Source organism: Diplocloster agilis, from assembly GCF_019042275.1.
Lineage (GTDB): Bacteria > Bacillota > Clostridia > Lachnospirales > Lachnospiraceae > Diplocloster > Diplocloster agilis.
Genome location: NZ_JAHQCW010000036.1, coordinates 38,321 through 64,371, shown reverse-complemented (window position 1 = coordinate 64,371; position 26,051 = coordinate 38,321). Strand labels below are relative to the sequence as shown.

12 protein-coding genes are annotated in these 26,051 nt (G+C 52.1%); 9 read left to right on the top strand and 3 right to left on the bottom strand.

Annotation, left to right across the window (positions count from 1 at the left end):
* Positions 1-301: 301 nt before the first annotated feature.
* Positions 302-967 (bottom strand): HAD family hydrolase, encoded by a 666-nt coding sequence (locus KTH89_RS18485; protein ID WP_238722680.1) that lies wholly within the window; start codon positions 965-967, stop codon positions 302-304.
* A gap of 127 nt (positions 968-1,094) precedes the next feature.
* Positions 1,095-1,826 carry a MurR/RpiR family transcriptional regulator gene (locus KTH89_RS18480; protein ID WP_238722679.1) on the bottom strand — a complete coding sequence of 244 codons (732 nt, stop codon included), beginning with the start codon at positions 1,824-1,826 and terminating at the stop codon, positions 1,095-1,097.
* A 606-nt stretch (positions 1,827-2,432) separates the two neighbouring features.
* On the opposite strand from KTH89_RS18480, the gene KTH89_RS18475 reads away from it, so the two are divergent.
* The 8 genes from KTH89_RS18475 to KTH89_RS18440 all read left to right on the top strand — a co-directional run bounded on the left by KTH89_RS18475 (position 2,433) and on the right by KTH89_RS18440 (position 11,342).
* Positions 2,433-4,004, top strand: a complete 1,572-nt coding sequence (locus KTH89_RS18475; RefSeq protein ID WP_238722678.1) for an ABC transporter substrate-binding protein — start codon at positions 2,433-2,435, stop codon at positions 4,002-4,004.
* Between the two features lie 24 nt (positions 4,005-4,028).
* Positions 4,029-4,985: an ABC transporter permease gene (locus KTH89_RS18470; RefSeq protein WP_238722677.1), complete on the top strand. Its 957-nt coding sequence runs from the start codon at positions 4,029-4,031 to the stop codon at positions 4,983-4,985.
* On the top strand, positions 4,982-5,776 hold the full coding sequence (locus KTH89_RS18465) for an ABC transporter permease (RefSeq protein ID WP_238722676.1): 795 nt from the start codon (positions 4,982-4,984) through the stop codon (positions 5,774-5,776). Before KTH89_RS18470 ends, KTH89_RS18465 begins: the two co-directional genes overlap by 4 nt.
* 11 nt (positions 5,777-5,787) lie before the next feature.
* Positions 5,788-6,597: an ATP-binding cassette domain-containing protein gene (locus KTH89_RS18460; RefSeq protein ID WP_238722675.1), complete on the top strand. Its 810-nt coding sequence runs from the start codon at positions 5,788-5,790 to the stop codon at positions 6,595-6,597.
* Entirely contained in the window at positions 6,590-7,297 is a 708-nt protein-coding gene (locus tag KTH89_RS18455) for an ABC transporter ATP-binding protein (protein ID WP_238722674.1), read from the top strand. Before KTH89_RS18460 ends, KTH89_RS18455 begins: the two co-directional genes overlap by 8 nt.
* Positions 7,298-7,887: 590 nt before the next feature.
* The gene (truA, locus tag KTH89_RS18450; protein ID WP_238722673.1) at positions 7,888-8,622 is read left to right on the top strand and encodes a tRNA pseudouridine(38-40) synthase TruA; all 735 of its coding nucleotides are present in this window, start codon (positions 7,888-7,890) and stop codon (positions 8,620-8,622) included.
* 87 nt (positions 8,623-8,709) lie between these two features.
* Positions 8,710-10,320 carry a CvpA family protein gene (locus KTH89_RS18445; protein ID WP_158348629.1) on the top strand — a complete coding sequence of 537 codons (1,611 nt, stop codon included), beginning with the start codon at positions 8,710-8,712 and terminating at the stop codon, positions 10,318-10,320.
* Positions 10,321-10,517: 197 nt separating this feature from the next.
* Complete coding sequence (locus KTH89_RS18440) at positions 10,518-11,342, top strand: Ig-like domain-containing protein (protein WP_238722672.1); 825 nt, start codon at positions 10,518-10,520, stop codon at positions 11,340-11,342.
* Here the strand turns inward: KTH89_RS18440 and KTH89_RS18435 are convergent, their stop codons facing one another.
* Complete coding sequence (locus tag KTH89_RS18435) at positions 11,343-12,536, bottom strand: AfsR/SARP family transcriptional regulator (protein WP_158348627.1); 1,194 nt, start codon at positions 12,534-12,536, stop codon at positions 11,343-11,345.
* 225 nt (positions 12,537-12,761) lie between these two features.
* Between KTH89_RS18435 and KTH89_RS18430 the strand changes: the two genes are divergently transcribed.
* Complete coding sequence (locus KTH89_RS18430) at positions 12,762-25,601, top strand: SpaA isopeptide-forming pilin-related protein (RefSeq protein WP_238722671.1); 12,840 nt, start codon at positions 12,762-12,764, stop codon at positions 25,599-25,601.
* The last annotated feature ends 450 nt before the right edge of the window (positions 25,602-26,051 follow it).

The following is a 26,051-nucleotide window of genomic DNA, read 5'->3' as shown; positions in this document are numbered from 1 at the left end:
TGAAGTCCGCCGTGCATCCTGAACCCGGCTTTCCGATTTCACTAAGCGTATTCACAGCCGCCCTATGCGCTCCCAGGGAGATACAAAAGAACCCGGCCGTCCGGAGCGTCCCCGGATACCACCCGCAGTTCCAAGACCTAAGCAGCGGACATACCAAGCCCCCAGGGGAGATCGCTAAGTTCGTGCGGCCCCTTCGGAACAAGATATTCTAATGCCGTCCCTCAAGCGTTTGCCCGATTCCGCCTTTTGAGGCCGCCCCTTCCGACGCGTTCCCCTACTCCCGCCCATCCGATTCCCTGCTTTATAAAGGTGGATTATGCGGTTTGTTCTGTTTGACAGCTATATCCAGAAATTTTTTCAGCCCAGCGACAGATTCAAAAGTATAAGGATTATAATCCTTTAATAAGTTGGGGTTGGCAAGTTCAGCCCATGCGGCTGAGAGACAAGTCACGCCAATGCTATGGCAATCGGCAGCATCTTGGAGAGTGTCTCCAATATAGAAAAATTCTTCTTTCTCAATTGCGTATTTTTCCAATAAATAGAGTATATTCTCTTTTTTACAGCGATATTTTTCTGATCCATATAGAATGTCATCAAATGTATGATTCAGTCCTAGTTTTGTTAAAGTGATTTCACAAGTCTTTTCCCCTTTTCCGGTAATTAGCGGCACAATAATTTGATTCTGCTTCAGGAAGCCAATAAGTTCACGGATACCTTCAAAGGGCGTAATACACATATCGTGTAAATTCTGATAGTTCTCATAGAAACGGTCCAAAGCGGCTTCCCAATCATTTTTGACGACTGCTTTTACCATGCCGGCCTCGTTCAAACCAAATGTGCTGACGATTTCCTTTTCTGAAAGTTCGTGATCTGTATATGGGATAACTGCATTCATAAATGCTTCCATACACATTGGCAAAGAATCGCATATGGTACCGTCAAGATCAAATCCCACCATTTTAATCATAGCTGTTTCCTCCATTTATTATCCTAATCAGTTTACAGGGGCTTCCAACTTCCGCACAGTCAGCCTCCTTGAAAACAACTATAAAAAACATCCTGTTTTCATTCAAGTAACAGGATGTTTTAAAATGTCAGAAAATCCTTCTGGCCAATGCTTCAATCAGAAAAAGGACCGGAACTTGAGAGGTAGCGTTAAATCCGCCATTTATAGTCTGTGGTTCTAAACAATATGAAATATTCCAATCCGATATTTTTGCGATTGTCGAATTCGGATCATTCGTGATACTGAGAATCTTACAGCCATGGGTCTGAAATTTCCGAACCGTCTCTATAACTCCCATAGTTTCGCCACTGACAGACAACGCGACCACAGACGTTTTAGGATAGGACATTTCCATAAGAGGGTATAATGCATCCTCCAATCCAACAGAAAACTTTCCAAAATTAGAAAAAAACCTGGCACCATACCTGGCTAAAGCCCCAGACGAGCCCAAACCGACAAAAATAACCATTTCCGCCTCCCGTATCAGTTTAGCCCCCTCTAATACCTTCTCTTCAAAAGCACTGGTAGTAGTACCCTGAAAATAATGCAATAATTGTTCTAAATCAAACCCCGGAATAAGATCCGCCCGTTCCTTCATATAACGGCAAAACTGCACCTTAAAATCACTATAACTCCCACAATCGATCTTATTACAAAATCTTAAAATCGTAGAAGTAGATACGTAAACCTCCGAAGCCAATTCCCGAATAGTCATATAAGGTATCTTTTCCGCATTCGAAATAATATATTTATAAATCATCATCTCAGTCCCATTAAACTTCTGAATCATCTCATACCTGAACAAATCATTATTTTTCATATTGAGCCCCCATAACTCTAATTCGTATCAACACCCCGCATCCCTCATAAAAGAATTATACTACGATACAAACAACACCTCAACAATCCAGCAATTTATGCTGCTATTCATGTTGTTATTTAAGCTGCAAACCACCTGCTTTTTCATCACCAGGAGGGCAAAGCGGGGCATGAAGGACGGGGCTTTTGTATCTGCCGGCGCCTGGGCCTGGGGGGATGGTTGTTCGGAACCGGCTGGGCATAGGGCGGCTGTGCAGCTGCTTAGTAAAATCCAACTGCCGGATTCAGGATGCCCGGCGGACTTCACGTCCGACGGGCAAGAGCCTCTGAGCCGAGAACACATCATGTGTTCTTGGCGAATAGGCTCGGTTCCTGAATCCGGCAGTTGGATTTTACTTAGCAGCTGCCAGCGCAAGCCCTCCGCCCAGCCGGTTCCGAACAACCATCCCCCCAGGCCCAGGCACCGGCAGATACAAAAGCCCCGTCCTTCATGCCCCGCTTTGCCCCCCTCCAACCAAAAAAAACTTGCCAACCCTCCGCAAAGAGGTTACAATAAAACCGACAATAGCATAATGGGAGAATCTTAAAAGGAAAGAGGATTCATTTTATGAACAGGAAAAGCTTACTCAGGCACCTTACCGTGCTTGGCGTACTGACCCTCACTATTGCACTGGGCGGATGCTCAGGCGATAAGACCGAGAAAGGAAGCGAAGCGGTTCCCGGCAAAGAATCCAGCCAAGTTTCTTCCGGTGAGCCTTCTATGGGAGGCTCCATCGTAGTAGGAATTCCTCAGGATCTGGAGGATAGTCTTGACCCTCACAAAATGGTAGCGGCAGGAACGAAAGAAGTCCTATTTAACATTAATGAAGGCTTAGTAAAGCCTGATTCAGATGGTAATTTAATCGAAGCTGTCGCCAGCCATTATGACATTTCAGAGGATGGAAAGACCTATACCTTCACGCTGAGGGATGGGGTGAAGTTCCACAATGGGAACCCGGTGACAGTGGATGATGTGATATATTCAATCGAACGCTGCGCCGATGCCACGGGAGGAGAACCGCTGGTACCGGCGTATTCTAATATTGAGAGCATCGAGGCTGACGGGAACAATGTGGTGATCACGTTAAAAGAACCCAATACGGAGTTCCTGGCCTATATGACTACTGCGATCATACCGAAGGACTATAATGAGCTGGATACACAGCCTGTGGGCACCGGGCCGTTCCGGTATGTTTCCCGGTCCCCACAGGAAAATATTGTGATCGAGAAATTTGCGGATTATTGGGGAGAACCGGCCTATCTGGATCAGGTCGAATTCAAGATCGTGGCCGATGCCGACACCATTGTGATGAGCTTAAAAGGCGGTTCGATCGACATGTACGCCAGACTTACGTCCTCGCAGGCGGCGGAATTGAAGGAAGATTTTAATATCGAAGAGGGAACCATGAACCTGGTGCAGGCGCTGTATCTGAACCACGCCGAGGCCCCCTTCGATAATAAGCTGGTCCGCCAGGCCATGTGCTACGCGGTGAACCCCCAGGAGGTCATGATGATGATCGCCGACGGCAAGGGAACCGAGATCGGCAGTAGTATGTTCCCGGCATTCGGGAAATACTACGTGGAAGATCTCAAAGATATGTACACGCAGGATCTGAACAAGGCGAAGGAACTGCTTACCGAGGCCGGGTATCCGGATGGATTTGATATGACCATCACGGTGCCGTCCAACTATCAGCCCCATATCGATACGGCCCAGGTGCTGGTGGAGCAGTTAAAGCAGGTTGGCATCCGCGCCACAATCCAGATGATCGAATGGGACAGCTGGCTGTCCGACGTCTATGCGGACCACAATTACCAGAGTACGGTCGTCGGCGTGGATGCGTCGGCCCTGACGGCAAGGGCGCTGCTGGAGCGGTTTACCACCGGTAATTCCGGTAACTTTATCAATTACAGCAATCCCGAATACGACAGCTTGTTCCAACAGGCGGTTTCAACAGCGGACGACGCAAAGCAGGTGGAGATCTATAAGCAGATGGAAACCCTGCTGGCCGAGGATGCGGCCAACGTATATATCCAGGATCTGGCCGATCTGGTGGCACTTAATAAAAAGTACGGCGGCTATACGTTCTATCCGCTGTATGTACAGGATATGAGTAAAATTTATCTGGTAAAGCAGTAGCAAAGCAGCCGGGGAGGTGCGGAAATGAAATTTTATATAAAAAAAATAATCACTCTCATAATTACATTGCTCATTGTCTCATTTCTGACCTTCCTGGCCTTTGACCTGATATCCGGAGATCCTGCCATCTCAAAGCTGGGGACCCAGGCGACGCCGGAAAAAGTGGAAGCGCTGCGGGAAGAGATGGGTCTGAACGATCCGCTGCCCGTGCGCTATGCCCGCTGGATCTCAGGGTTCGTTACGGGGGATCTGGGAGAATCCTACAGCTATCATCTGCCGGTGGGACAGATGCTGTTGGAAAAATTACCGGTCACCCTGACCATGATGGGGATGTCGTTTATCATGATCCTGCTCCTTGGAATTCCCCTGGGAATCCTGTGCGCCAGGCATGAGAACGGAATCGTGGATCACATTTTAAGCGTACTGAATCAGATCGCCATGTCGATTCCGCCTTTTTTCCTGGGTGTTTTGCTTACGTTTCTGTTTGGGCTGGTATTTAAATTATTTACCCCGGGAGGCTATGTCTCATATCAGGACAGTGCCGCAGGATTTCTGGGATATCTGATTCTGCCATCCTTTGCCATCGCCCTGCCGAAGAGCGCCATGACGGTGAAGCTGTTGCGAAGCTCGGTGCTTGGCCAGCTAAGGCTTGACTATGTGAAGACGGCCCGCAGCCGCGGAAATACCCAAAACGGGGTGCTGTACCGGCACGTGCTGCGCAACGCCTGTATTCCCGTTCTGACCTTCCTTGGCATGGCCCTGGCCGATATGCTGGCCTCCAGCATTATCATCGAGCAGGTATTCGGCATCCCGGGGCTTGGCCGGATGCTGGTCGGTTCCATATCGGGCCGGGACTATCCGGTGGTGCAGGCCATCATTACTTTTCTGGCTGCTTTTGTGGTGATTGTGAATTTTCTGGTGGATATGGGATACCGGTGGCTGGATCCCAGAGTACGGTTGGGCGGGAGCGGGAACGAATGAAAAAAGACAGACGAAACCTGAACTTCATACTGGGCTGCGTGATCTGCGCTGTGATGCTGCTCCTGGTTATCCTGGGCTTCTTTTACACGCCCTACGGACCGGATGCCATGAACGGACCCGATAAATTTGCGGCCCCTTCCCTGCGCCATCTGATGGGTGCGGATCAGTTCGGACGGGATATTTTCAGCAGGGTTTTAAAGGGCCTGGGCACGACAGGCTGGATCTCTTTGGTAACCGTGGCTATCGGCGGCCTGACCGGAACGCTTGTGGGCGCCCTGACCGGGTATTACGGGGGAATCCTGGATGAAATATTGATGAGAATAAACGACATCCTGACGGCGTTTCCTAGCTTTTTGCTGGCGCTTGTTTTCATCAGTGTTTTAGGACCGGGAAAAGGGAACCTGATCATGGCGCTGTCCATCGCCTTTATCCCCAGCTTCGCCCGGGTGGTGAGAGGGGAATTCCTTCTCTACCGGGAGCGGGATTATGTAAAAAGCGCGAAGCTGTGGGGCGCCTCAGGAATCCGCATCATGTTCATCCATATCTTACCTAATGCGCTGCCGGTCATATTATCCAGCGCCGCCATCGGTTTTAACAACGCAGTGCTGGCGGAGGCCAGCTTAAGCTATCTGGGAATCGGCGTACAGCCACCGGACGCCAGCCTTGGGCGCATGATATCGGAGGCATCGGCCTATCTGTTCTCCGCTCCCTGGTGCGCGGTATTTCCCGGCGTAATGATTATCCTGCTGATACTGGGCTTTGGCATGATCAGCGACGGATTGAAACGGTAGGAGGGAATCATATGCTGGAAGTTAAAGATCTTTCCATAGAATTTCTGGACCGGTCATCACCGGAACGGGTGCTCAATCATTTAAACCTTCACATGGAACCGGGAGAAATCGTAGGCCTGGTCGGTGAATCCGGCTCCGGCAAGACCATGACGGCCCAGGCCGTCGCGGGCCTGCTTCCGGGCCATGCCGTCATAAAAAGCGGAGAGATCCGGCTGAACGGGCAGGATCTGCTCCATTGCACCAAAAACGAACTGCGAAGCCTCCAGGGAAACGAGATCGCCATGATTTTTCAGGAACCCATGACATCCTTAAACCCGGTCATGAAGATCGGCCGGCAGGTGGAAGAAAGCCTGCGGCTTCATACGGACCTGTCGGGGCCCGAACGTAAGGAGCGGGCCCTAAAGGCCATGCTGGACGCCGAACTGCCCAATCCGGAGGACCTGTATTACAAATACCCCCACCAGCTATCCGGAGGCATGAGACAGCGGGTAATGATCGCATCCGCCATAATCTGCCATCCCAAGCTTCTGATTGCCGACGAACCAACCACAGCACTGGACGTGACCATACAGGCCCAGATCGTCCGTCTGCTTCAGAAAATCAACCGGAAATACGAGACGGCCATCCTATTCATATCCCATGATCTGGGACTGGTGCGCAAGCTGTGCAGCCGTGTCGTTGTACTGTGTGACGGAGACATGGTAGAAGAGGGAACCATAGAAGAAATCTTCCGCAGCCCGAAGCAGGACTACACCAGACAACTGATCGCGTCAGTTCCCGTCCGAACCGGAACCCCTTTAAGGAGGCAGCTGCATGAGTGACAGAAAAAAGATCTTAGAAGTCCGGGGAGTCAACGCCTACTATGAAAAACAGGTGCTCTACGACATCAATTTCACCATCTACGAAAATGAGATCCTGGGCCTGGTCGGAGAAAGCGGCTGCGGCAAAACCACACTATCCAAAGCAATCTTAGGCTTAGGAGAACATACGCAAGGAGAGATCATCCACCACACCAGCCGTCCCCAAATGATATTCCAGGACCCCTACGCCTCCCTAAACCCGGTAAAAAAAATCGGCTGGATACTGGAAGAACCATTAAAACTAAAAGGCGGCATACCCAAAACCCAACGCAGAGAAGCCGTCATGGACATATTAAAAAAAGTAGGCCTGGACGAAAAAATCGCCTCCAGGCTGCCCCGTGAGCTAAGCGGCGGTCAACGGCAGCGTGTCAGCATCGCCACCGCCCTGATCAACGGATCCCGTTTCATCATAGCCGACGAGCCCGTCTCCGCCCTGGATGTCACAGTCCAGGCCCAGATCATGGAACTTCTCCTCAAACTGGCAGACGAGTTCCAACTATCCTACCTCTTTATCTCCCACGATCTCAACGTCATCTACCAAATGTGCGACCGCCTGATCGTCATGAAAGAGGGCCGTATCGTAGAAGAAGGCAGCATAGCCCAAGTATTTAATAAACCCCAAAACCCATACACAAAACAACTGCTGGAACTTGAAAACTGACAAAATCATAAACAAACCGGAAAGCAAATACAGGTTAACCTTAAAAGTAATTATAGATAAACCTGAAAAGCAATTATAGATAAACCTGAAAAGCAATTATAGATAAACCTGAAAAGCAATTATAGTTAAACCTAAAAAGTAATCATAGCTAAACTTAAAAAGTGATCATAAATAAATATAAAAAGTGGAAAAATCATAAATAAGCAATCAAATCTTAAAGTCCTTAAAAAAAGTCAATAAAAACAAAATACTACGAGACTTTTCACCCAGCTTGAACGAAAAGTAGGAGCGGTCTGGGGGAAGGGATTCCCGGGCGGGCCCATGTAACGGGGGGCAAACCGCTTGAGGCCAGGCCTTAGAACGGGCAGCGCAGATGGAGGGAGAACCTCGCAGGGCCTGGGACACTGTCCGAGCCGTCCTTTGGCGAGTTTGTCCCAGGCCCTGCCAATAAGAGGTTCTCCCTCCACCGGAGCGCCCGTTCTTAGGTCTGGCCGAAGCGGTTTGCCCCCCGTCACATGGGCCCGCCCGGGAATCCCTTCCCCCAGACCGCTCCGGCCCCAACCAAACCAAAAAAAGGAGCAGCAAACAAAATGAACTACAAAATGATATTAGAATATGACGGGACTTCCTACAATGGGTGGCAGAAGCAGGGAAATACCGAACGCACAATACAGGGGAAACTAGAAGAGCTGCTGAAGAAACTGACCGGGGAGGACACAGAAGTAGCGGGCTCCGGGCGCACCGACGCCGGCGTGCATGCGCTGGGGCAGGTGGCGAATTTCCGGCTGAAGGAGTACCGGGAACCGGAAGAACTCCTGGAAGAGATGAACCGCTACCTTCCGCAGGACATCCGCGTGCTGGAGCTTAAGACGGCGTCGGAAAGATTTCACAGCAGATTGAATGCGCTTAGGAAAACTTATGTATATCGGATCGACCGGGGAGACAAGCCCTCTGTATTTTACAGGAAATACCGGCTGGCCTATGGCGGACCGCTGGATGTGGAGCGTATGAAGGAAGCGGCGGACTGCCTTTTGGGAACCCATGATTTCAAGAGCTTTTGCGCCAATAAACGGATGAGAAAATCCACGGTGCGCTGTATTCATGAGATTCGGATCGAGGAGCAGCAGGAAGTCTTGTCCATCTACATTACCGGGAACGGATTCCTGCATCATATGGTACGTATTATCGTGGGAACTTTGCTGGAGGTTGGAAGCGGGGAAAAGCCCGCGGCATGCGTGCAGGAAGCGCTTGATCAATGCGACCGGGCGGCTGCGGGACAGACCGCGCCTCCCCACGGCCTGTTCCTGCTTAAGGTAGAATATTAAATCTTTATAAACTCATTGTTTTGTGCGCATAAAACTGCTATGATGAATACTGTTAAAACTTTGACGGGAAATAAAGGAGGAGCTGTTATGAAGAAGCCAACAAAAGTGATTCTGGCATTGCTGGCACTTTTGATCATCGGTTTTATTTACTATTATGTGACATTGCCTGCGATCAATATTCATGCGGGAGGATTTTGGACATTCCTGATCGTGCTGCTGGCAGTATTGGTCGGATTTTACATTTTATCCAGACTGAAAAAGGGCGAAAATATTAAGGATGTTAAGCAAAATAAGTTATTCAAAATCGGAATTGGTGCGATCCTGCTGGTGGTAGTCGTTTACCTGATAGGCAGCCTGCTGTCTTCCCCGATTGTGAACGCCAAGAAGTACCAGAAGCTGCTGACTGTGAAAGACGGGGAATTTACCGAGGACATCGATCAGGTATCCTTTGACCAGATTCCGCTGCTGGACCGGGATTCGGCCACGCTGTTAGGGAACCGGAAGATGGGCAGCCTGGTGGAGATGGTTTCCCAGTTTGAGGTGAGCCCTCTATATACCCAGATTAACTATAAGGGACGTCCGGTCCGGGTATCCCCGCTCCAGTACGCAAGCCCGATCAAATGGCTGACGAACCGGAAAGAGGGAATTCCGGCCTACATGATGATCGATATGGCGAATCAGGATACGGAATGTGTGAAGCTGGAGAACGGGATCAAATACAGTCCTTCCGAATACTTTAACCGGAATATCTACCGGCATCTGCGCTTTAACTATCCGACCTATATTTTTGACGAGATCAGTTTTGAGCTGGACGAAGAGGGTACCCCTTACTGGGTGTGTCCGGTGAAGAAATACAGCATCGGCCTTTTCGGCGGTCAGGTAATCGGCAGAGTCGTGCTCTGTAATGCGATAACGGGTGAGACGATGGATTACCCCATCGAAGACGTGCCGTCCTGGATCGACAGGGCTTACTCGGCGGATCTGCTGGTACAGCTTTTCGATTACTACGGAACGCTGAAACATGGTTACTTCAACAGCATTCTGGGACAGAAGGACTGCCTGCAGACCACCAACGGCTATAATTTTATCGCCCAGGATGACGATGTATGGGTCTACACCGGTGTGACCAGTGTGACTGCGGACCAGTCCAACGTTGGTTTTGTGCTGATGAACCAGAGGACAATGGAAACGAAATTTTATAAGATAGAGGGAGCGGTGGAGGTTTCCGCTATGTCGTCCGCCGAAGGGCAGGTGCAGAACCTGGGATACCGGGCCACATTCCCGCTTCTTTTGAATATAGCCAATGAACCGACCTATTTCATCGCATTAAAGGATGATGCCGGCCTGGTGAAAAAATATGCCATGGTAAATGTACAGAAATATCAGCTGGTGGCGATCGGCGATACGGTCCAGCAGTGTGAAAAACAGTATATCACGCTGTTAAATACAAGCGGAATCTCTGCGGAAGCGACGGCTGCCGCTACCCAGAGCAAGACAGGCGTCATAGCAAAGATTGCCCAGGGCGTCATCGAAGGGAATTCCCATTACTATCTGATGCTGGAAGGTTCCGACGAGATCTTTGACGTGTCCGTGGTGGAGTTTTTGGATATTATCCGCTACAATGTGGGAGACCGCATTACGATCGAGTACACGCCGGGCGCCAATGCGAATATTGCGCTTGGGATTAGTAAAGAATAAAGGGTGAATTTGACTTGCTCCGAAAGAATGGGAGCGGGCAGATGCGAAGGGGCAGGCTCCGGAGGCGGGGACTGTCCCTTTTTGCATCTGCCCGCTCTTTTCACAAACTGATAGACAAATGAAAACAAAGGATTATATAATATAATAAGATAGGTGTTTATTTTTTAGTCTGCTTCTTTGCAGACGGGAGGCGTATGATGAAAATACATAGAAAGAAAGCGATACTTTTTGGGATATGTGCCTGGCTGCTGGCGGTTCTGCCGTGCGGCAGGGCGCTGGCGGATGAAGGACAGCCGCCCTGTATTTCCAGCACGAATCCGGGTTCCGGCGATCTGATCGAGGCGCAGGATACGGTCACGGTAATATTTTCGGAGCCGGTTTATGGAGAGGCATCCGTATCATTTTCTCCGGTACACGGGGGAGAACGTGTGAATGCACAACTGTCGGGCGACGGACAGTCCTTGAGCATGTCGCTTTCGGGGCTGCAGGAAGGCGAGAGCTATGGATTTACGATCCGGGGCCTGGCGGATGCCTACGGACACCCTCTGGATTCCGGTTTATTCGGATTTACGGTGCGGCAGACGGCGGATGGCGGTACGGATGAAGACGTGACTTACGTCTACGAGACGGTAATTGAGACTGCGGAACCAAATGTGGTATACAAAGGGTCCAGGGTAACAAACGGAACGCAGAATGCGGCAGGTACGAATCCGGGAGCTGGTCAGGGTGCAGCCGGTCAGACAGAAGCGACGCCCAGTCCGGCCCCCAGTCCCGCTCCTGAGGCAAGTCCGTCGCCTTCTGCGGCGCCTGAATCCTCCAACGACGAAAAAGACGGGAATCCGCAGCTTCTGAATCCTGAAGAGAAACCATCAGACGGTGTCAAAGCTGCCGGTTCCCAACAGAACCAACTGGTCTGGATCATTTTATGCGCGGTCGGCGGAGCCGCTGTGCTGGCGGAGATTGTGTATCTGATCGTTCATTCCATTAGAAAGAAAAAGCGTCAAAAAGAGGAGTCGCTGTAATTACTGGATCAGTTTGCTTTCGATCTCCATTTCCACATTTGAATGCTTATGCAGCTGGTAATAGCGGTCACAAATGCGGTTGATGGCGATCCGGCTGCCGTTTTCGTTGGCAACGGTCAGAATCAGGGAAAACTGCGCGGGGCTGGATTGGGTAAATACGTCATTGCTGCGCAGGTTTTTGGCCAGAATCTGGTGAAGAACCTCCATGTCCGCCTTGATATCGGTGGTGACCATATCGGGATAATTGCGGTCGGTCAGGGTAAATAAGGTCAGATACCGCTTGCTCTGTGATCGTCTGACAGACCTAAGGTTAATCTGGTATATGTTTTTGAATATGTCAAAGTTGCAGTAGAAGGTACCGGCGTCATCTTTTTTCGTCCGCAGATTCTCCTCCAGTTTGGCGATATTTAACTGGTGGTTGGGCAGCCGCTTTACGATTTCTCCGTAGATATCGTGCATGGAACTGCTTAAATCCACTCCGTATTTCTGAGAAAAAAGATCCGAGACGGAATAATAATAGTCCAGAGCCTGGGATACGGCGTCGCTGTTTAAGTAGGCGTTTATTTTTTCCTTGTGAAGATCTTCATTGAGCTGGTCCCCCATACTGGAGGCGTTGCAAAGGGTGATGACATCTTCATAACGGCCGGCCGAATTCAGATAGCGGCACATATCCACGGTGCAGTTGGTATATAGGTTTTTATAATAGACGCTTCGGAAAATCACCCATTCTTCGGAAGACTGTGCACTCAGAAAATCGCCGGTATAGAGCGCATGCATTTTCTCAAAATATTCAAACTGTATCTTGGGATCGGATTCTTTTTTTGCCAGATTCGCGTACTGTTCGAACTGATAGATATCGATCTCACAGGGAACGTCGGGATTCCACAGATATGCATTGTTGGTAAAGAGAATGCATTCCGGCCGGGAGGTATCCGCGGGATAGAAATCAGCCAGCACCTGCCTGGCCCGGTAGACCAGATTGCGGAGCGCTCCGGCAGGATTCTGACAATCCTCACTTTCGCTCCATAGAATATCCGAGAGCTTATCTTTGGATACGGGTATTTCCTTATTTGCCAGCAGATAGGTGATCAAACGGGTCACCTGTAGGCTGCGGTTATTTGTAGGCGTAAATTTGTAATAGTCATTGGAAATAGTAAAAGTACCGAACATTTTGATCTGTAGTGCTAGGTCCATGAGATTTCCTCCCTGCTTTTGTAAACTGCCTGCTCAATGTCTATTATATTTTATTATAACAGAGAAATAAATCCTTTTTTGAAATTATTTCCATTCCTGTAATAGATTAAGAATCGTGTGACAACGATGTGACTGCTTTGTGGTATCATAATTTATTCAGATGAGTTTTGCAGCGGATGTGTCCGCTTTATGAATAGGGCAGACTGGTGCCGGGAGGATGAGAATATGAAATATAAGCATGATAAGAAGGGGTACGGAATCAGCTATTGGAAGCGGATTATGTCCCTTATTCTGGTGGCGGTACTCTGGGTGACGGCCAGTAATTATACGATGGCTGTGGAACCGGAGACCGGGGAAGCCCAGATAAATATGGCTTCGCAGGAGGGCGCCGGTGGTGCGGATGAAAATCCAGCTCCGGATACCGGTGAGGAGTCCCCGGTTCCCACGGCGGAGCCAATGGTGACGCCCGAAGCTGCGCCGGAGACGAGTCCCGGGGCGGAGCCTTCCGGGGATCCCCAGGTTCTGCCAACGCCGGAGCCGACACCTGTGTCTACACCGGAACCTTCCATGCCTTCCGAAGGGGATGGTACCGGTTCCGGAGAAAATGGCCAGAACGCGCTGCCAACGCCGGAACCGACGCCTACGCCGGAAACGCCGTCGGAACCGTCCGGGGATGCTGAAGCCCAGGCCGATGCGGTACAGGGGGCACAGACCTTCGATGCTGTGCCGGAAGTCACCTTTGAATTCTCTGCCGCGATCAGCCAGACAGAAGTCGCTGCAGGGGACACGGTAAACTATACGGTTTCCTATAATGTCCCGGGAGGCGGCAAATATACCAGCTCCACCATTAAGGTGACCCTGCCCGAAGGGATCAGTCCCTTGGCCTGGAGCGGAGATGATGTGAGCAGCCAGCGTACGATACGGAACGCGGACGGCACCACTACCTGGTTTTTCCAGCTAAAACAGGGCTTGGTAACCGGTACGGGCCGGACGATCGCCATGACGTTAAAGGCGGACAATTTTGATTTTGCCGACGGCACCCAGTTGGAGATACCGGCTAATTTCAGCAGTTATTTTACCCAGGAGAACAGCTCTGAGTCGATCCGTCTGGACAGGGACGCAAGCCCCAATGCGGATGGGGCGGATTTAACGGTCCGTGCGGATGACGGCTGGGATGTGAATAAGACCCGGGGAGACGTGGTAACGGTTGAAGATGGCGGTAAGGAATACTATGATGTGTCCTATGAACTGACCGTCTATAACCAGAGCAGCACGGCTTCGGAGAATGCGCAGGGGCTTCGGGAAAGCGAATGGAACCGTTTCGGACGTCTGGATATGCAGTCCTTTTCACTGACGGATATTCTGCCGGTATCAGGTTTGCCGGCCGGCGGAGGCGCTGTGTCGGTCCGGTCCGTGACAGCCAGATCTACAGTGAACACCACGCCGCAGAATCTGACTCCGGGCACGGACTATACGATCCGGAAGAATGCGGATAATACAATCAAATCGTTGGATATCAGTTATATCGATAAGCTGACGAAAGAGCAGGCTGTGGAGTATCCCAATGTCCGGGAGAATACGCCGATTAAAACCATCTATACGATCGTCGTGCGTTACCCTAAGGCCCCTTATCTGACTCCGTCCGATGAGCCCCAGGCGGTTATTTACGATCTGGTCAATACGGCCCGCCTGAATTACCAGCTTCTGGGACAGAACCCGGCGCAGAAGGAAAGCCAGGCGTCTTTGCAACTGGGAGAAAAAGAACCGGAGGGCGGCAGCACATCGATTACGGTAGAAAAATATGTCAGTATGGCAGGCCAGTCCTGGCTTTTGGATGCTTCGGCCCAAAAGACTTATGGAGCGGCCCGGTTTGCGTTATATAAAGATAAAGACTGTACCGTGCTAGCAAATAATATCAGCGGGACAGCGGCGGCCGGGGCGGAGACTCCGGTAGATGAAAATGGCAGGGTAACCTTCTCAAGACTGAAACCCGGCGTGTATTATCTGAAAGAGACGGCTGCCCCGGCCGGATTCTCGCTCCTTAGTAAAGGCGCCGGGGTGAAGGTGGAAGTCGCGCTTGACGGCACTTTGAAAATAGATCCGACGGAAAACGCGGTAGTGGAAGGGAATCTTCTAAAAGTAACGGATGCGGCGGAGACAGCGGGAGCCGTGGAATTCTGGAAACAGGGCCTCAATGCGGCCGGAGCAACCCAGGCGCTTCAAGGGGCCGTCTTTACCCTGACGCAGAAGACAGGAGGAAAAACCTATCAGGCGGTCAGTGGAAGTGACGGAAAAGTCCGGTTTGACAATGTGCCCGCCGGTGATTACCTGCTTCAGGAGACCGGCCTGTCCGATGAACTGAAAAAAGAATATCAGATCGATAACCGGGTAGTCCAGGTGACGGTGACTGGGAACCGGGTGGCCTATCCGGCTTTGAATGATCCGGGAAGTACCGGCGCCCATCCGGTATTCCAAAACACATCCTCCAAAGGAAAACTTAAAATTTTCAAAACGGATGAAAAGGATCCCGAGAAAAAGCTTGGCGGCGCCAGGTTCTGTTTGTATGGGCCTTATGATGCTGCGGTTACGTCCCTTCCGGCCGGAGCCGTGCCTGTTCAGAATGCGGATGGAAGCGATTACGTGATGGAAACCGGAGGCTCGGACGGCTCGGCGTTGTCTATGCCGCTGGAAGCGGGAAAATATTTTATCCGTGAAATCGGGGCGCCGGAAAACTATGTGCTGCCGGTTGAAGTCACGGCTTTGCGTGTGACGGCGAACCAGGAAAACAGCATAACGCTTACCAACCGGAAGAAAATAGCGGTGACCATCAGTAAAAAGGGTGATGTGGCCGGATTATATAAAGAAGATCTGGCCGGCGCCGTATTTGAAATATACGATGCACCGGCGGGCGGCGTGCTGCTTGGCACCCTGACCACCAAACTGGACTCCTCCATGCATTCCACCTCCAACGAGATCTATCTGGAGAACGGAAAACAGTATTGGTATGAGGAAAAGAACGCGCCGGCGGGCTATCAGCAGATACCGGGCAGGCAGCCATTTACGGTGGGCTCGGAGGATTCGGTCCATTTTGAGCTGGAGATCGTGAATACCGCGGTGTACGGACAGATCAAAATAGAGAAGCAGGACGCAACGGATGCTGGAAAAACGTTAGCCGGGGCCAAATTCCAGATATATAAAGATGCGGCGTGTACGCAGGCCGTCGGTGAAGTGCTGACGACAGGTACAGACGGAACCGTGTTATCCGGACTGCTGGAGCCGGGGAGTTATTATGTGAAGGAGCTTGAGGCTCCTGCCGGATATGCAGTTACGATCGAGGTGATCAAGGGCGTCGACGGCGGAGGAAATGCCGCAGCCGATGGGGCCGGCATTATGGTGAGCCAAAATACGCAGACCCTGGTAAAAGTCAAGGATGAACCGCTGGCCAGCCTGAAGCTTCTGAAAAAAGATTCGATCACCAATGCCGTGTTAGCCGGAGCCGGATTCACGCTGTACCGGGATGAGCTGTGCACGCAGCCGGTCAAAACAGAGGTGCTCACGGACGGCGACGGCTTCGCGGTATGGAATAACCTGGAACCCGGAAATACATATTACCTGAAGGAAACCACGACGCCGGCGGGCTATAAAGTGAACCCGGAACCGGTGGCGGTTACGATTCCGTCCAGCGGCAGCGGCAGCTGGCAGGCGGATCTGACCTATGAAATAGAGATCGATAATATACCGAACGGCACCCTTAAGATTTATAAAACCTCGAATATGGATTGCGTGGGACCGGACCGTGTGGCCTTGCCGGGCGCGCAGTTTGAACTGTACCGGGCGGTTTCGGAAGACGCTGCTGCGGACTGTTCCAATCCGCAGAATCTGATCGGGCTGCGTACGACCGATGAAAACGGCCTGGCGGCCTGGGAAAACCTGGAAGCCGGCGGCTATTGGCTGAAGGAAATCCGGGCGGACGGCCATGCGATACCGAACAGCCCTGTAAAAGTCGAAGTGTCCCCGGGGGAAAATGTAGAGGGCTACGGGATTGCGGATATCGAGCAGATTGACAACAATGCCGACAAAGGAAAAGTGCGGATCTTGAAAATCGATGAGAAAGATCCGGCGAAAAAATTAGAGAATGTTACATTCCGGATCTATGCAAAGCGCGCGGATAACGATTATACCGTAGCAGATGTGCTGGGTACGCTTAAGACCGACGCGGAAGGGCAGGCGGTGTCCGAATGGCTGGAACCGGGAGACTATGTGCTGATCGAGCAGGAGACGGCGGATCATCCGGAAGGATATGAAGTGGATGCAACGGCTCATCCATTTACGGTAACAGCGGGCAAGACCGATACCACCTACGTGAATGCACCGCTCACGAACCGGCTCATGGGTAAGCTCTATCTGTATAAATACGGCACCTTCCCGATCGCCGGGGAGGATGGCGCCATCACCAGCGGGGAGAGCAAATATCCGCTGGCCGGCGCAACCATAGAGATCTACAAAAAATTATCGGACGATGCGGTGACGGATACCTCTGAGCCCAATCTCCCGGTGTGGAGAATAGAAAACATGCCCTCCAGGCAGGAGACGGGATGGCTGCCGGAAGGGGATTACTGGATAAAAGAAACGGCTGCGCCGGATCAGTATACCGCTTCCACGCAAATATATCAGGCGCATGTGACAAGCGGACAGTCGGAGGAGATTGAAGGTTCCAACCAGGTAAATATCGACAACCGTTCGGAAAAAGGCAGACTGCGGCTGTTTAAGCGCAGCCACGGCACCAATGCCCTGTTAAACGGGGCGGAATTCCTTCTCTACCGGCAGGTACCGGAGGGCACTCCCGGCGCAGAGAATACCGACGTGGGCGGTAACAAAATATGGCTGCTGAAGGTCAAAGTATCGGCTTCCTCCGATGAGGCCGGGTATCTGATGCAGAGCGGCACCGACGGAACCGGATCGGCAGTGACGATCGAGATCGAGCCGGGCACTTACTACCTGAAGGAACAGAAAGCGCCGGATGGTTACTTTGCAGATAAATTGTGGACCGGTCCGATTACCGTGACGGCAGGAAATGAATCCACGGTAACGGTAGTCAATTACCCGGAAACGACGATCGACGGAAGTAAATTGGATGCGGACACCGGTATGGGTGTGGCAGGCGCTTACTTCGGTCTGTTCGCTACGCAAGCGGATGCGGAGGCGGCAGTTCAATATCTGTGGGCCAATGAGGCGGGGACCAACACGGAATTCCGCAATGCTCTGGCTGCGAAGCTGACCGGGGGAACCTATGTCACTGATCCGGATCTGAAACAGATCATGCAGTGGGCAGTTACCGATGCCGGCGGTCGTTTTTCCTTCCGGGACCTGAAGGAGGGCACTTATTACACAGTGGAACTGGTGCCTCCGGCCGGTTACGATTATGATGAGACCATGATCCGGGCTCTGGCGGTTGACCAGGACGGCCATGCTACTTCTGAACTGGTGTTTTCGGATTACAAGCTGGGGCAGCTTCAGGTATCCAAGGTGACCATTTTAGACCAGGGAACCGTAAAAGAGCAGGAATACCGGGTAAACGGCGTGAAATATAATGTCTACCAGGCGGTTGCGGATACAAACGGCGCTTATGAGTTAAACGGTGTGAAATACCGGAAAGCGCAGAAAACGGCAGCTTCCGGTTACACAAACGCCAACGGAATCTATACCAGCATTCTGCTGCCAAAGGGCATTTATATCATTGAAGAAGAAAAAGACGAGACAAAATATGAAGGCGGAAAAGCGCCGGATATCGTTGATATTACGGTTTCCACCCCGGACTACCGGATACTGGAGATCAAGGCCGGTCAGGTCAATGCGGCTACAGATACCGGTAAGGATAACGGAAATCTGCTGGAAGACCATAAATTCCAAAATCCGGCTAAAGTAGGTAAGTTCGCGTTAAAGAAGCTGAATGATCTGGGAGACCCGGTCACGGATGCAGCAGCAACCTTCAAGGTGCAGGGGTTTAACGGTACGGACTATGAGGATTACCAGCTGAATGGCAAGACCTACACATTCCAGACCAAACGCACCGGTGATTATACCTACCTGTCCGACTATCTTCCCGTCGGCGATTACAGGCTGGTGGAAATAAGCTGTCCGGGTTATACGCTGGCGGCGGATGTGGATTTCTCCATCGCAGCCGGCAAGATCACAGGAGCGGCCGGCGCTGCCGTGGGCGGCGGACTGGAGAATCCGATCCTGGTTACGAACAACAGACAGGGCATATTAAGCCTGGAAAAATCCGGTGTGTTCGGGGAAAAGAGTGACGCCTGGTATGCGCAGAAGCTTCTGCCGGACGTGACATTCCGGATTTATAAAAAGCTCAGTGATAACAGGACTGCGGATTGCACCGATGCCAACTATATCGGGGAGAAAACAACGGATTCCAACGGAAAAATCACGGACTGGAAGTTAGATGCCGGCGATTATTGGCTGGTGGAGGCTAAACTTGGCAAAAATAGCAGCCAGTATCCGGAATATGAGCCGCTGGGCACGCTGGCGGAACAGATCGAAAAAGCGGTCCCGGTAAATATAGTCATAGGGAAGACCACTTATCTGCGGAATGCGGACGGTACGGCGGTTGAGAACAAAGTGGCCTATGGTAAATTCAGGATTAAAAAAGTAGACGCGAACAATGCCGGCACAGTCCTTGCCGGAGCGGAGTTCGATATCTATCGGAAGGGAACGGGCGACGCCTGGGAGCGGATGAAGGATTCCGAAGGGAAGTGGGCGGTTCTCAAGACCGGCGCGGACGGCACTGCGGTGTCCGGGTATCTGCCGGCCGGCGAATACTATGTAAAAGAGACGAAAGCCCCCGCGGGATATCTTAAGGGGGATGCCTATACCGGGCCCTATGTGGTAGAAAAGGGAAAACTGGCGGATTACACGACCAGTGCAGAAAAATATGTGACGAACCTGAAGGAATTCAAGATTCAGGTCAACAAGGCGGACGGCAAGACCAACAGCCCTCTTGGCGGGGTTACCTTCGGGCTGTACGGAACCGAACAGGATGCGCGAAACGATGTGAACCGGCTGGCCTTGGGCAGGACCAATACGGCCGGCAGTTATGTGTTTACCGGGCTTTCAGTGGAGAGCTCGGGGACGAAGACCTATTATCTTCGTGAGATATCCACAGTGGATAATTACCAGATAAATGATACGGTATATCCGGTAACCGTTACTTACACGGACAGTGACCAGGTGACCGTGACGGCAACGCCTGATCCGATCACCAACATGCCTTACGGGAACTTCGCCCTCACGAAGACGGCTACGTGGGATGGAGTCACTGTGTCCCTGCCGGGAGTGGAATTCAAGGTATACCCGGTGTCCGGGGAAAATGTAAAACATAATGACGGCGATGCACCGGCAGATACGATCAAGACGGTACTGGATGTAGCCACGAAATTTGCGACAGCCGTCAGTAAGCCTCTTCCTTCCGGCTGGTATGAGGTGGTGGAGACGCTGCCCGACGGTTTCGCGCCGGAAAGCGGAAAATCAGAGTCCGTCTGGGTGCAGGTGGAAGATGGTAAAACCAATACGGTATATAAAGATACGCCGGTGGTGAATGTACCCAATAAGGGGAAATTCCTGCTGAAGAAATACGACGGCGACGATGGAACCGATCCTGCGTCATTGCACGGCCTGACCGGAGCGCAGTTTGAGTTGTACAAACAACAGCCGGATCATTCCTATCAGCTCCAGATCATAGACGGGGAAGAAAAACTGACCATGACCAGCCCGGTATATGAATCAGGTATGCTGGAACCGGGCAATTACCGGTTAAAAGAGACCAAGGCTCCCTCTTATCAGAAAGCGGACGGAACCTGGGTTCAGTTCCAGCTGCCGGAACAGACGGAATTCGATTTCACCATCGTCGAAGGGGTTACGAAAGAGGTTCTATTCCACAACAGCCCCAAGGGCACCATTCAGGTGGCGAAACAGGGGGTTCAGTACGATGAGAACGGGCAGGCGGTCGAATCCTCCAGAACCATGCTGAGCAAAGTTGTGTTCCGGCTGTATACGGGATCATTGGTGAACGGCGTGATGAACTATGTGGAAGTGCCGGATAGTGAGAGAACTACGGATGGCAGCGGCGTCTGCAGCTGGGCGGATGTGTCCCCCGGCACCTATTATATCCATGAGATCAGCGCTCCGGACGGCTACGAAGTACGGGATGAGGACTTCTATAAGGTGACGGTGGAGAGCGGACGGCTCGTAACGGATGAGCTGCTGTACCAGCCCTTAAAAGCGGATAATCCAGGCCTGCAGGCCGACGGCGTGATCGGAAACGACGCGGTCAAAGGAGCGATCCTGATCAGCAAGACAGACGGCGATACGGGCAATCCGCTGACCGGAGCCATATTTAAAGTGTACGGAAAAGACGGGGACGGAAACTATACCAGAGAAGTGGACAGCGTGGAGGTGACCAGAGGGGACGGCCTGGTGAAGACCGGGCTGTTAAGCGCGGCTAAATCAGGAACCACATATCTTGTCAAAGAAGTGAAGGCGCCGGATCAGTATACGTTGGATGACACCTATTTCCCGACGGAGCAGGAAGTCACGGTGTATCCGTTCTTTGAACCTGTGGTGAGCGGGACTTCCAACTTCGCGGCGTTTCAGAATAAGAAGATCACGAAGGATATGGGAAATTTCGTGAGTTCTATCGCGAAGAGCATCGACGATGAGGATGAAACCACGCCTTCCACACAGGTTCAGGCGGAACACAGCCTGATGTTTGAAGATTACACGGTAAACTTTACCCTGTCTGGATACGCGGACGGAGCAAATATTCTGGGCGCCCGGGAATTCACGGTTACCGACAACCGGGTCACTTTGCAATACCTGCAGAACTTAAATGACGGCAGCCAGGTATACACCGATCTGCCCCAGGTGAACCGGGAGGATTATCAGTATAATTCCATTACGATACATCCGGCCCATAATGAGGACCCCGGCGCCGTGGCAGGCGCGGTGCTGGAATACCAGTTCTACGGGGAAACGGTGTGGAGGTCTTATAACAACGGCCATGTGTATCCGCTAACGGCGGATCAGACGCTTGCGCTTGACTCCCTGGGAGGGACCGTGACAGGAATCCGCGTCCATTATCAGAATGTGAAGAAAGGATTTCAGCTGGCGGATGCCGCTAAAGGGATCACCATCAACGCCACATTCCACAGCCGGGAGGCCGTGGCTTCCGCCGATCTGCCGGAAGTGCGAAGAATCGTCAACAGCGCGGATCTGCACTGGACGGAAGAAGTGTACAACAGCGAAGGGGTGAGCGAAAACGGCAGCACGGCGGATATCCGAAGCAACCAGGTGACGGCCCTGATTCCCAAGGCGGAAGAAGTACTGCCCACCGTAAAGCTGACCAACATGATCACCAACGGAAGCGCCAGCGGGAATCAGTTCGCGGCGGGGTCCACGGTGGCTTATCGGGTGACCGCGGAAAATATCAGTACGAATAACGCGGTCTTCCGGCAGCCGGTGCTTACCTTTGACCTGGCCGCTTACACCAGCCTCCATCAGAACTTCGGGTCGGCCGGTAACGGCTTCAAGGTGATTAAAAAATCCCTGGATGCCCACGGCACCCCCAGCTATACGGAGATTCCCGTGGATCAGTATACCCTGAAGGAAACCACGGTAAAGGCGATCGCCGGTACCGGAACCGACGGTTCGCCGGTTACAGGGGAAGTGAATACTTCCAGATATATCTTTGAGTTCGGCCCCGGCGTGGTATTAAATCCCGGAGAAAGCATTATGCTGGAGCTGGAGGCTATCATTGACTACAACAAGCCCCAGGGGGCGATCAAGTTCACCTCGCCGGCCCATTTGAGCAGCAATTATACGATTCCGGCTTCCGCGGAGAACAAACTGGGTACCAGCTTCTTATCCCCGGACAACATGCAGGAGAATCCGGATATCGACGACACCATCGGACAGACAGAACAGGGAAACAGGGAATACCTGTATGAGCCGGTCATCGTCCAGACTACGGACAGCAGCGGCACACAGCTGGTGAAGGAGATCAGCGCGGATAATAAGAACTGGAGCTATACCAAACCGGTTACTGTGAATCCCACGGATGAAGTGTATTACCGGATGACGATCTACAACTTTTCGCCGAACCCGGCCAAGACCATCCGGCTGGTTGACATACTGCCTTTTAACGGGGACAGTTACCTGTTCAATGCCTTTGTCAGCCGGAATACGGATATCCCGTCCGGGGCTGGCTTTGAGGAAATGCTGTTTAAGAGCATGGATATTCCTGATAAAACGAAGGTTGAGAATTTTAAATTTTACTATTATGTGGAGGACACCGCCGGAGCCAACAGCTGGGAGAACCGAACGGGCAACCTGTATGCGGAGATGCCGTTCTTCTATGATACGCTGGATGCCGGAAACGGTAAGTATAATAACTGGGGCGGAAAGTGGACCACGGGTTTGCCGTCGGATCTCGGAAGAATTACCGCGATCGGGATGGAGATCACATTCAAAGACAGCGCGCTGCTATCGTACGGCGATTCTTTTCAAATGACCCTGACGATGAAGACGCCGGGATACACGGCAGATGAGATCGAGGATTACGCCACGAAACAGATGGTAAATACAGCCGCGGTGGCGGTGATCCGGCAGGCAGAGACAGGAATCGCGGACAGCATCGGGAATGAGGACCGGGTGGAGTCAAACGATGTGGCGGCTAAGCTGCAGCTGCCCACAGGTTCCATCGGAGACTACGCCTGGTATGACAATAACAACGACGGGCTTCAGGACGATACGGACACACCGGTGCCGAATCTGAAGGTAGAACTCTATCAGACGGTGACCAGCGCCAAGACCGGAACCAGCATAGAAAGTCTCTATGCCACCACAACCACGGACGGCGTTGGGAAATATCTGTTTACGGATCTGCCCTGCAGTTATCTAAAGAAAGGGGCTGCAGCGGGATCAGAAGACCCCAACGATTATGTGGGCGGGGAATTTTACCGTTACCGGGTGGTATTTTCCATGCTGGACGATTTCTCCAATACAACCAGATTTGCAGGCGGGGACAGAGCGAAAGATTCCGATATCGATGAAAATGGGTCCACGGATTTTGTCCAGCTTTCCGTACAGGTAAGAGACGGCAAATTATACGGCGAAGAGAATATGACCCTGGACGCAGGCTTTATCCGCCCGTTCCGGCTGGGAAATCAGGTCTGGCTGGACTGGAACCGGGATGGAATGCAGGGCACCTATATCGATGTGGATGGTTTAGAGAAGCCGGAACCCGGCGTGAATAACGTGGGTGTCAAGCTTTATAAGGTGGATGGGCCGGACGGCAGCATTGACGGGCTGACGCCTTACGCGACCGCCGTTACGTCTACGGTAAACGGCGAGGACGGCATCTACTGGTTTAACAATCTTCCGGAAGGCTATTATGTGGTGGTGTTTGACACGACCACCCTGGTGAAGGAAGACGGCTATACGTACCGATACATGTTTACGGAAGCGAATGTGAATACGTCTAGGGATGCTTATGACTCTGACGCTGTGATTTCAACGGAACTTCACGCGGATGACAGGATCAGGAAGACAGAGGTTATCCATCTGTGGCCCGGCACATCACCCGACTTACTGGCGGACCCTCACGTGGACGACCGCTGGGATGCCGGCCTGACTGTATACAGCGCGCTGGGCGGGTTCTGCTTTGACGATGAGAATTATACGGATATGCAGGACATCTACAAACCGCTGCCCGGCACAAAGGTAGACCTGTATCAGGTAGTGAACGGAATACGAAAAGGCAGTCCTATCCGTACGACAACGGTAGCGGAAGATGGTAAATATTATTTTGACCGGCTGCTGGAAGGGGATTACCAGATTCATTTCACCTATCCGGAAGGATATACGGCAGTCAAGCCGAATGTGGGAACTAAGACTACGGATTCAGATACGAAGATTTTCGTGGATGGAGACATGAGCCAGGGATTTACGGAAGTGATCCATCTGCCAAGAGATGTGGCGGACACCACATGGGACGCCGGAGCCTATAAGCTCAGCACGATCGGAGATTATGTCTGGTATGACCTGAACAAAAACGGACTTCAGGATTCCAATGAGCGGGGCGTAGCCGGAGTGAAGGTGATCCTCCAAAGCAGGATGGACGGAGGAGAGTGGAGCAACTACGCATCCACGACCACGGATCAGAACGGCAGATACCTGTTTACGGATCTAAAGAGCAGCGCGCGGTATGGAATCCAGTACCGGGTAGCGTTTGACTTCGCGGACGGCATAAAAGTGACGATCCCGAGAGAGGGGGAGGACACGACCATAGATTCCGACGCCATGTTTAAGATCGAAGGACTGGGTTATGTGACCATGCCGATCCCGACGCTTGAATACGGGGCGGAAGATCTGACCTGGGATGCGGGCATTATCTCGACCAAAGGGACCATCGGAGATTTCGTCTGGTATGACAAGAATCAAAATGGCATCCAGGACGAAGGCGAGTTCGGGGTAGCCAATATACCGGTGGCTCTGGAAATCTGTCCCAGCGGCGAGGTGGACAATGAAAATGCCTGGTATGTCTGTGCGGAGACCAGAACCAATGCCAATGGCTACTACCGGTTCTACGATCTGGATGAAAACTATTACCGGGTGCGCTTCCAGATACCCGGGAAATATACGGTAACACTAGCCAACCGGGGCAGCGGGGAAAATGCCTATGAGCTGGATTCCGACGCCTCCAGGGAGGCTACGGAGGGCTGGTTCTACAGCAGAAGCTTCTATCTGGATGTGGAGACAAAACCGGAGGATCTGTCCTGGGATGCGGGCGTCTATCTGAAGAACGAGGCGCGCAAGACCAGGATCGTGATCAAACGTACGATTGTGCAGCATCCTACGGTATACCGCTATCTGTCTTCGGTCCGGACCAACGATCAAACGCCGCTTTGGCTCTTTGTCTTATTGTTTGCCGGCACCGGTATTTTGGCCGCCGGGCTGTTCTTGAGCTGGCGTAGAAGAAGGACTGAAGGAGAGTAAGGGCTGAAGGAGAGTAAGGGCCGGAGAAGGCAGGCGCGGGGAGCGGTACCTGACCCGGGGAGACACAAGTATCGGGAGTCATATCGCATCGGCCAGACCTTAGAACGGGTTACGCAGACGGGGTGAACCTCGCAGGGCCCGGGCGGTTCTTCCTCGGGTTTGGGTATGCCCGTTGCTCAGGGCCGGGATGCTCCGGACAGCCGGATTCCTTTGTGTCTCCCCGGGAGCGCGGAGGGCTTGCGTTGGCACCCGCTAAGTGAAATCGAAAAGCCGGGTTCAGGAACCGAGCCTATTCACCAGGAACACGTGAAGTGTTCCCGGTTCAGAGGCTCTTGCCCGTCGGACGTGAAGTCCGCCGGTCATCCTGAACCCGGCTTTCCGATTACACTAAGCGGGAGCACAGCCGCCCTATGCGCTCCCGGGGAGACACAAAGGAATCCGGCTGTCCGG

Coding starts and splice junctions, on each gene's coding strand:
- KTH89_RS18485 (WP_238722680.1), bottom strand. CDS start 967: ATGATTAAAATGGTGGGATTTGATCTTGACGGTACCATATGCGATTCT.
- KTH89_RS18480 (WP_238722679.1), bottom strand. CDS start 1,826: ATGAAAAATAATGATTTGTTCAGGTATGAGATGATTCAGAAGTTTAAT.
- KTH89_RS18475 (WP_238722678.1), top strand. CDS start 2,433: ATGAACAGGAAAAGCTTACTCAGGCACCTTACCGTGCTTGGCGTACTG.
- KTH89_RS18470 (WP_238722677.1), top strand. CDS start 4,029: ATGAAATTTTATATAAAAAAAATAATCACTCTCATAATTACATTGCTC.
- KTH89_RS18465 (WP_238722676.1), top strand. CDS start 4,982: ATGAAAAAAGACAGACGAAACCTGAACTTCATACTGGGCTGCGTGATC.
- KTH89_RS18460 (WP_238722675.1), top strand. CDS start 5,788: ATGCTGGAAGTTAAAGATCTTTCCATAGAATTTCTGGACCGGTCATCA.
- KTH89_RS18455 (WP_238722674.1), top strand. CDS start 6,590: ATGAGTGACAGAAAAAAGATCTTAGAAGTCCGGGGAGTCAACGCCTAC.
- truA (WP_238722673.1), top strand. CDS start 7,888: ATGAACTACAAAATGATATTAGAATATGACGGGACTTCCTACAATGGG.
- KTH89_RS18445 (WP_158348629.1), top strand. CDS start 8,710: ATGAAGAAGCCAACAAAAGTGATTCTGGCATTGCTGGCACTTTTGATC.
- KTH89_RS18440 (WP_238722672.1), top strand. CDS start 10,518: ATGAAAATACATAGAAAGAAAGCGATACTTTTTGGGATATGTGCCTGG.
- KTH89_RS18435 (WP_158348627.1), bottom strand. CDS start 12,536: ATGGACCTAGCACTACAGATCAAAATGTTCGGTACTTTTACTATTTCC.
- KTH89_RS18430 (WP_238722671.1), top strand. CDS start 12,762: ATGAAATATAAGCATGATAAGAAGGGGTACGGAATCAGCTATTGGAAG.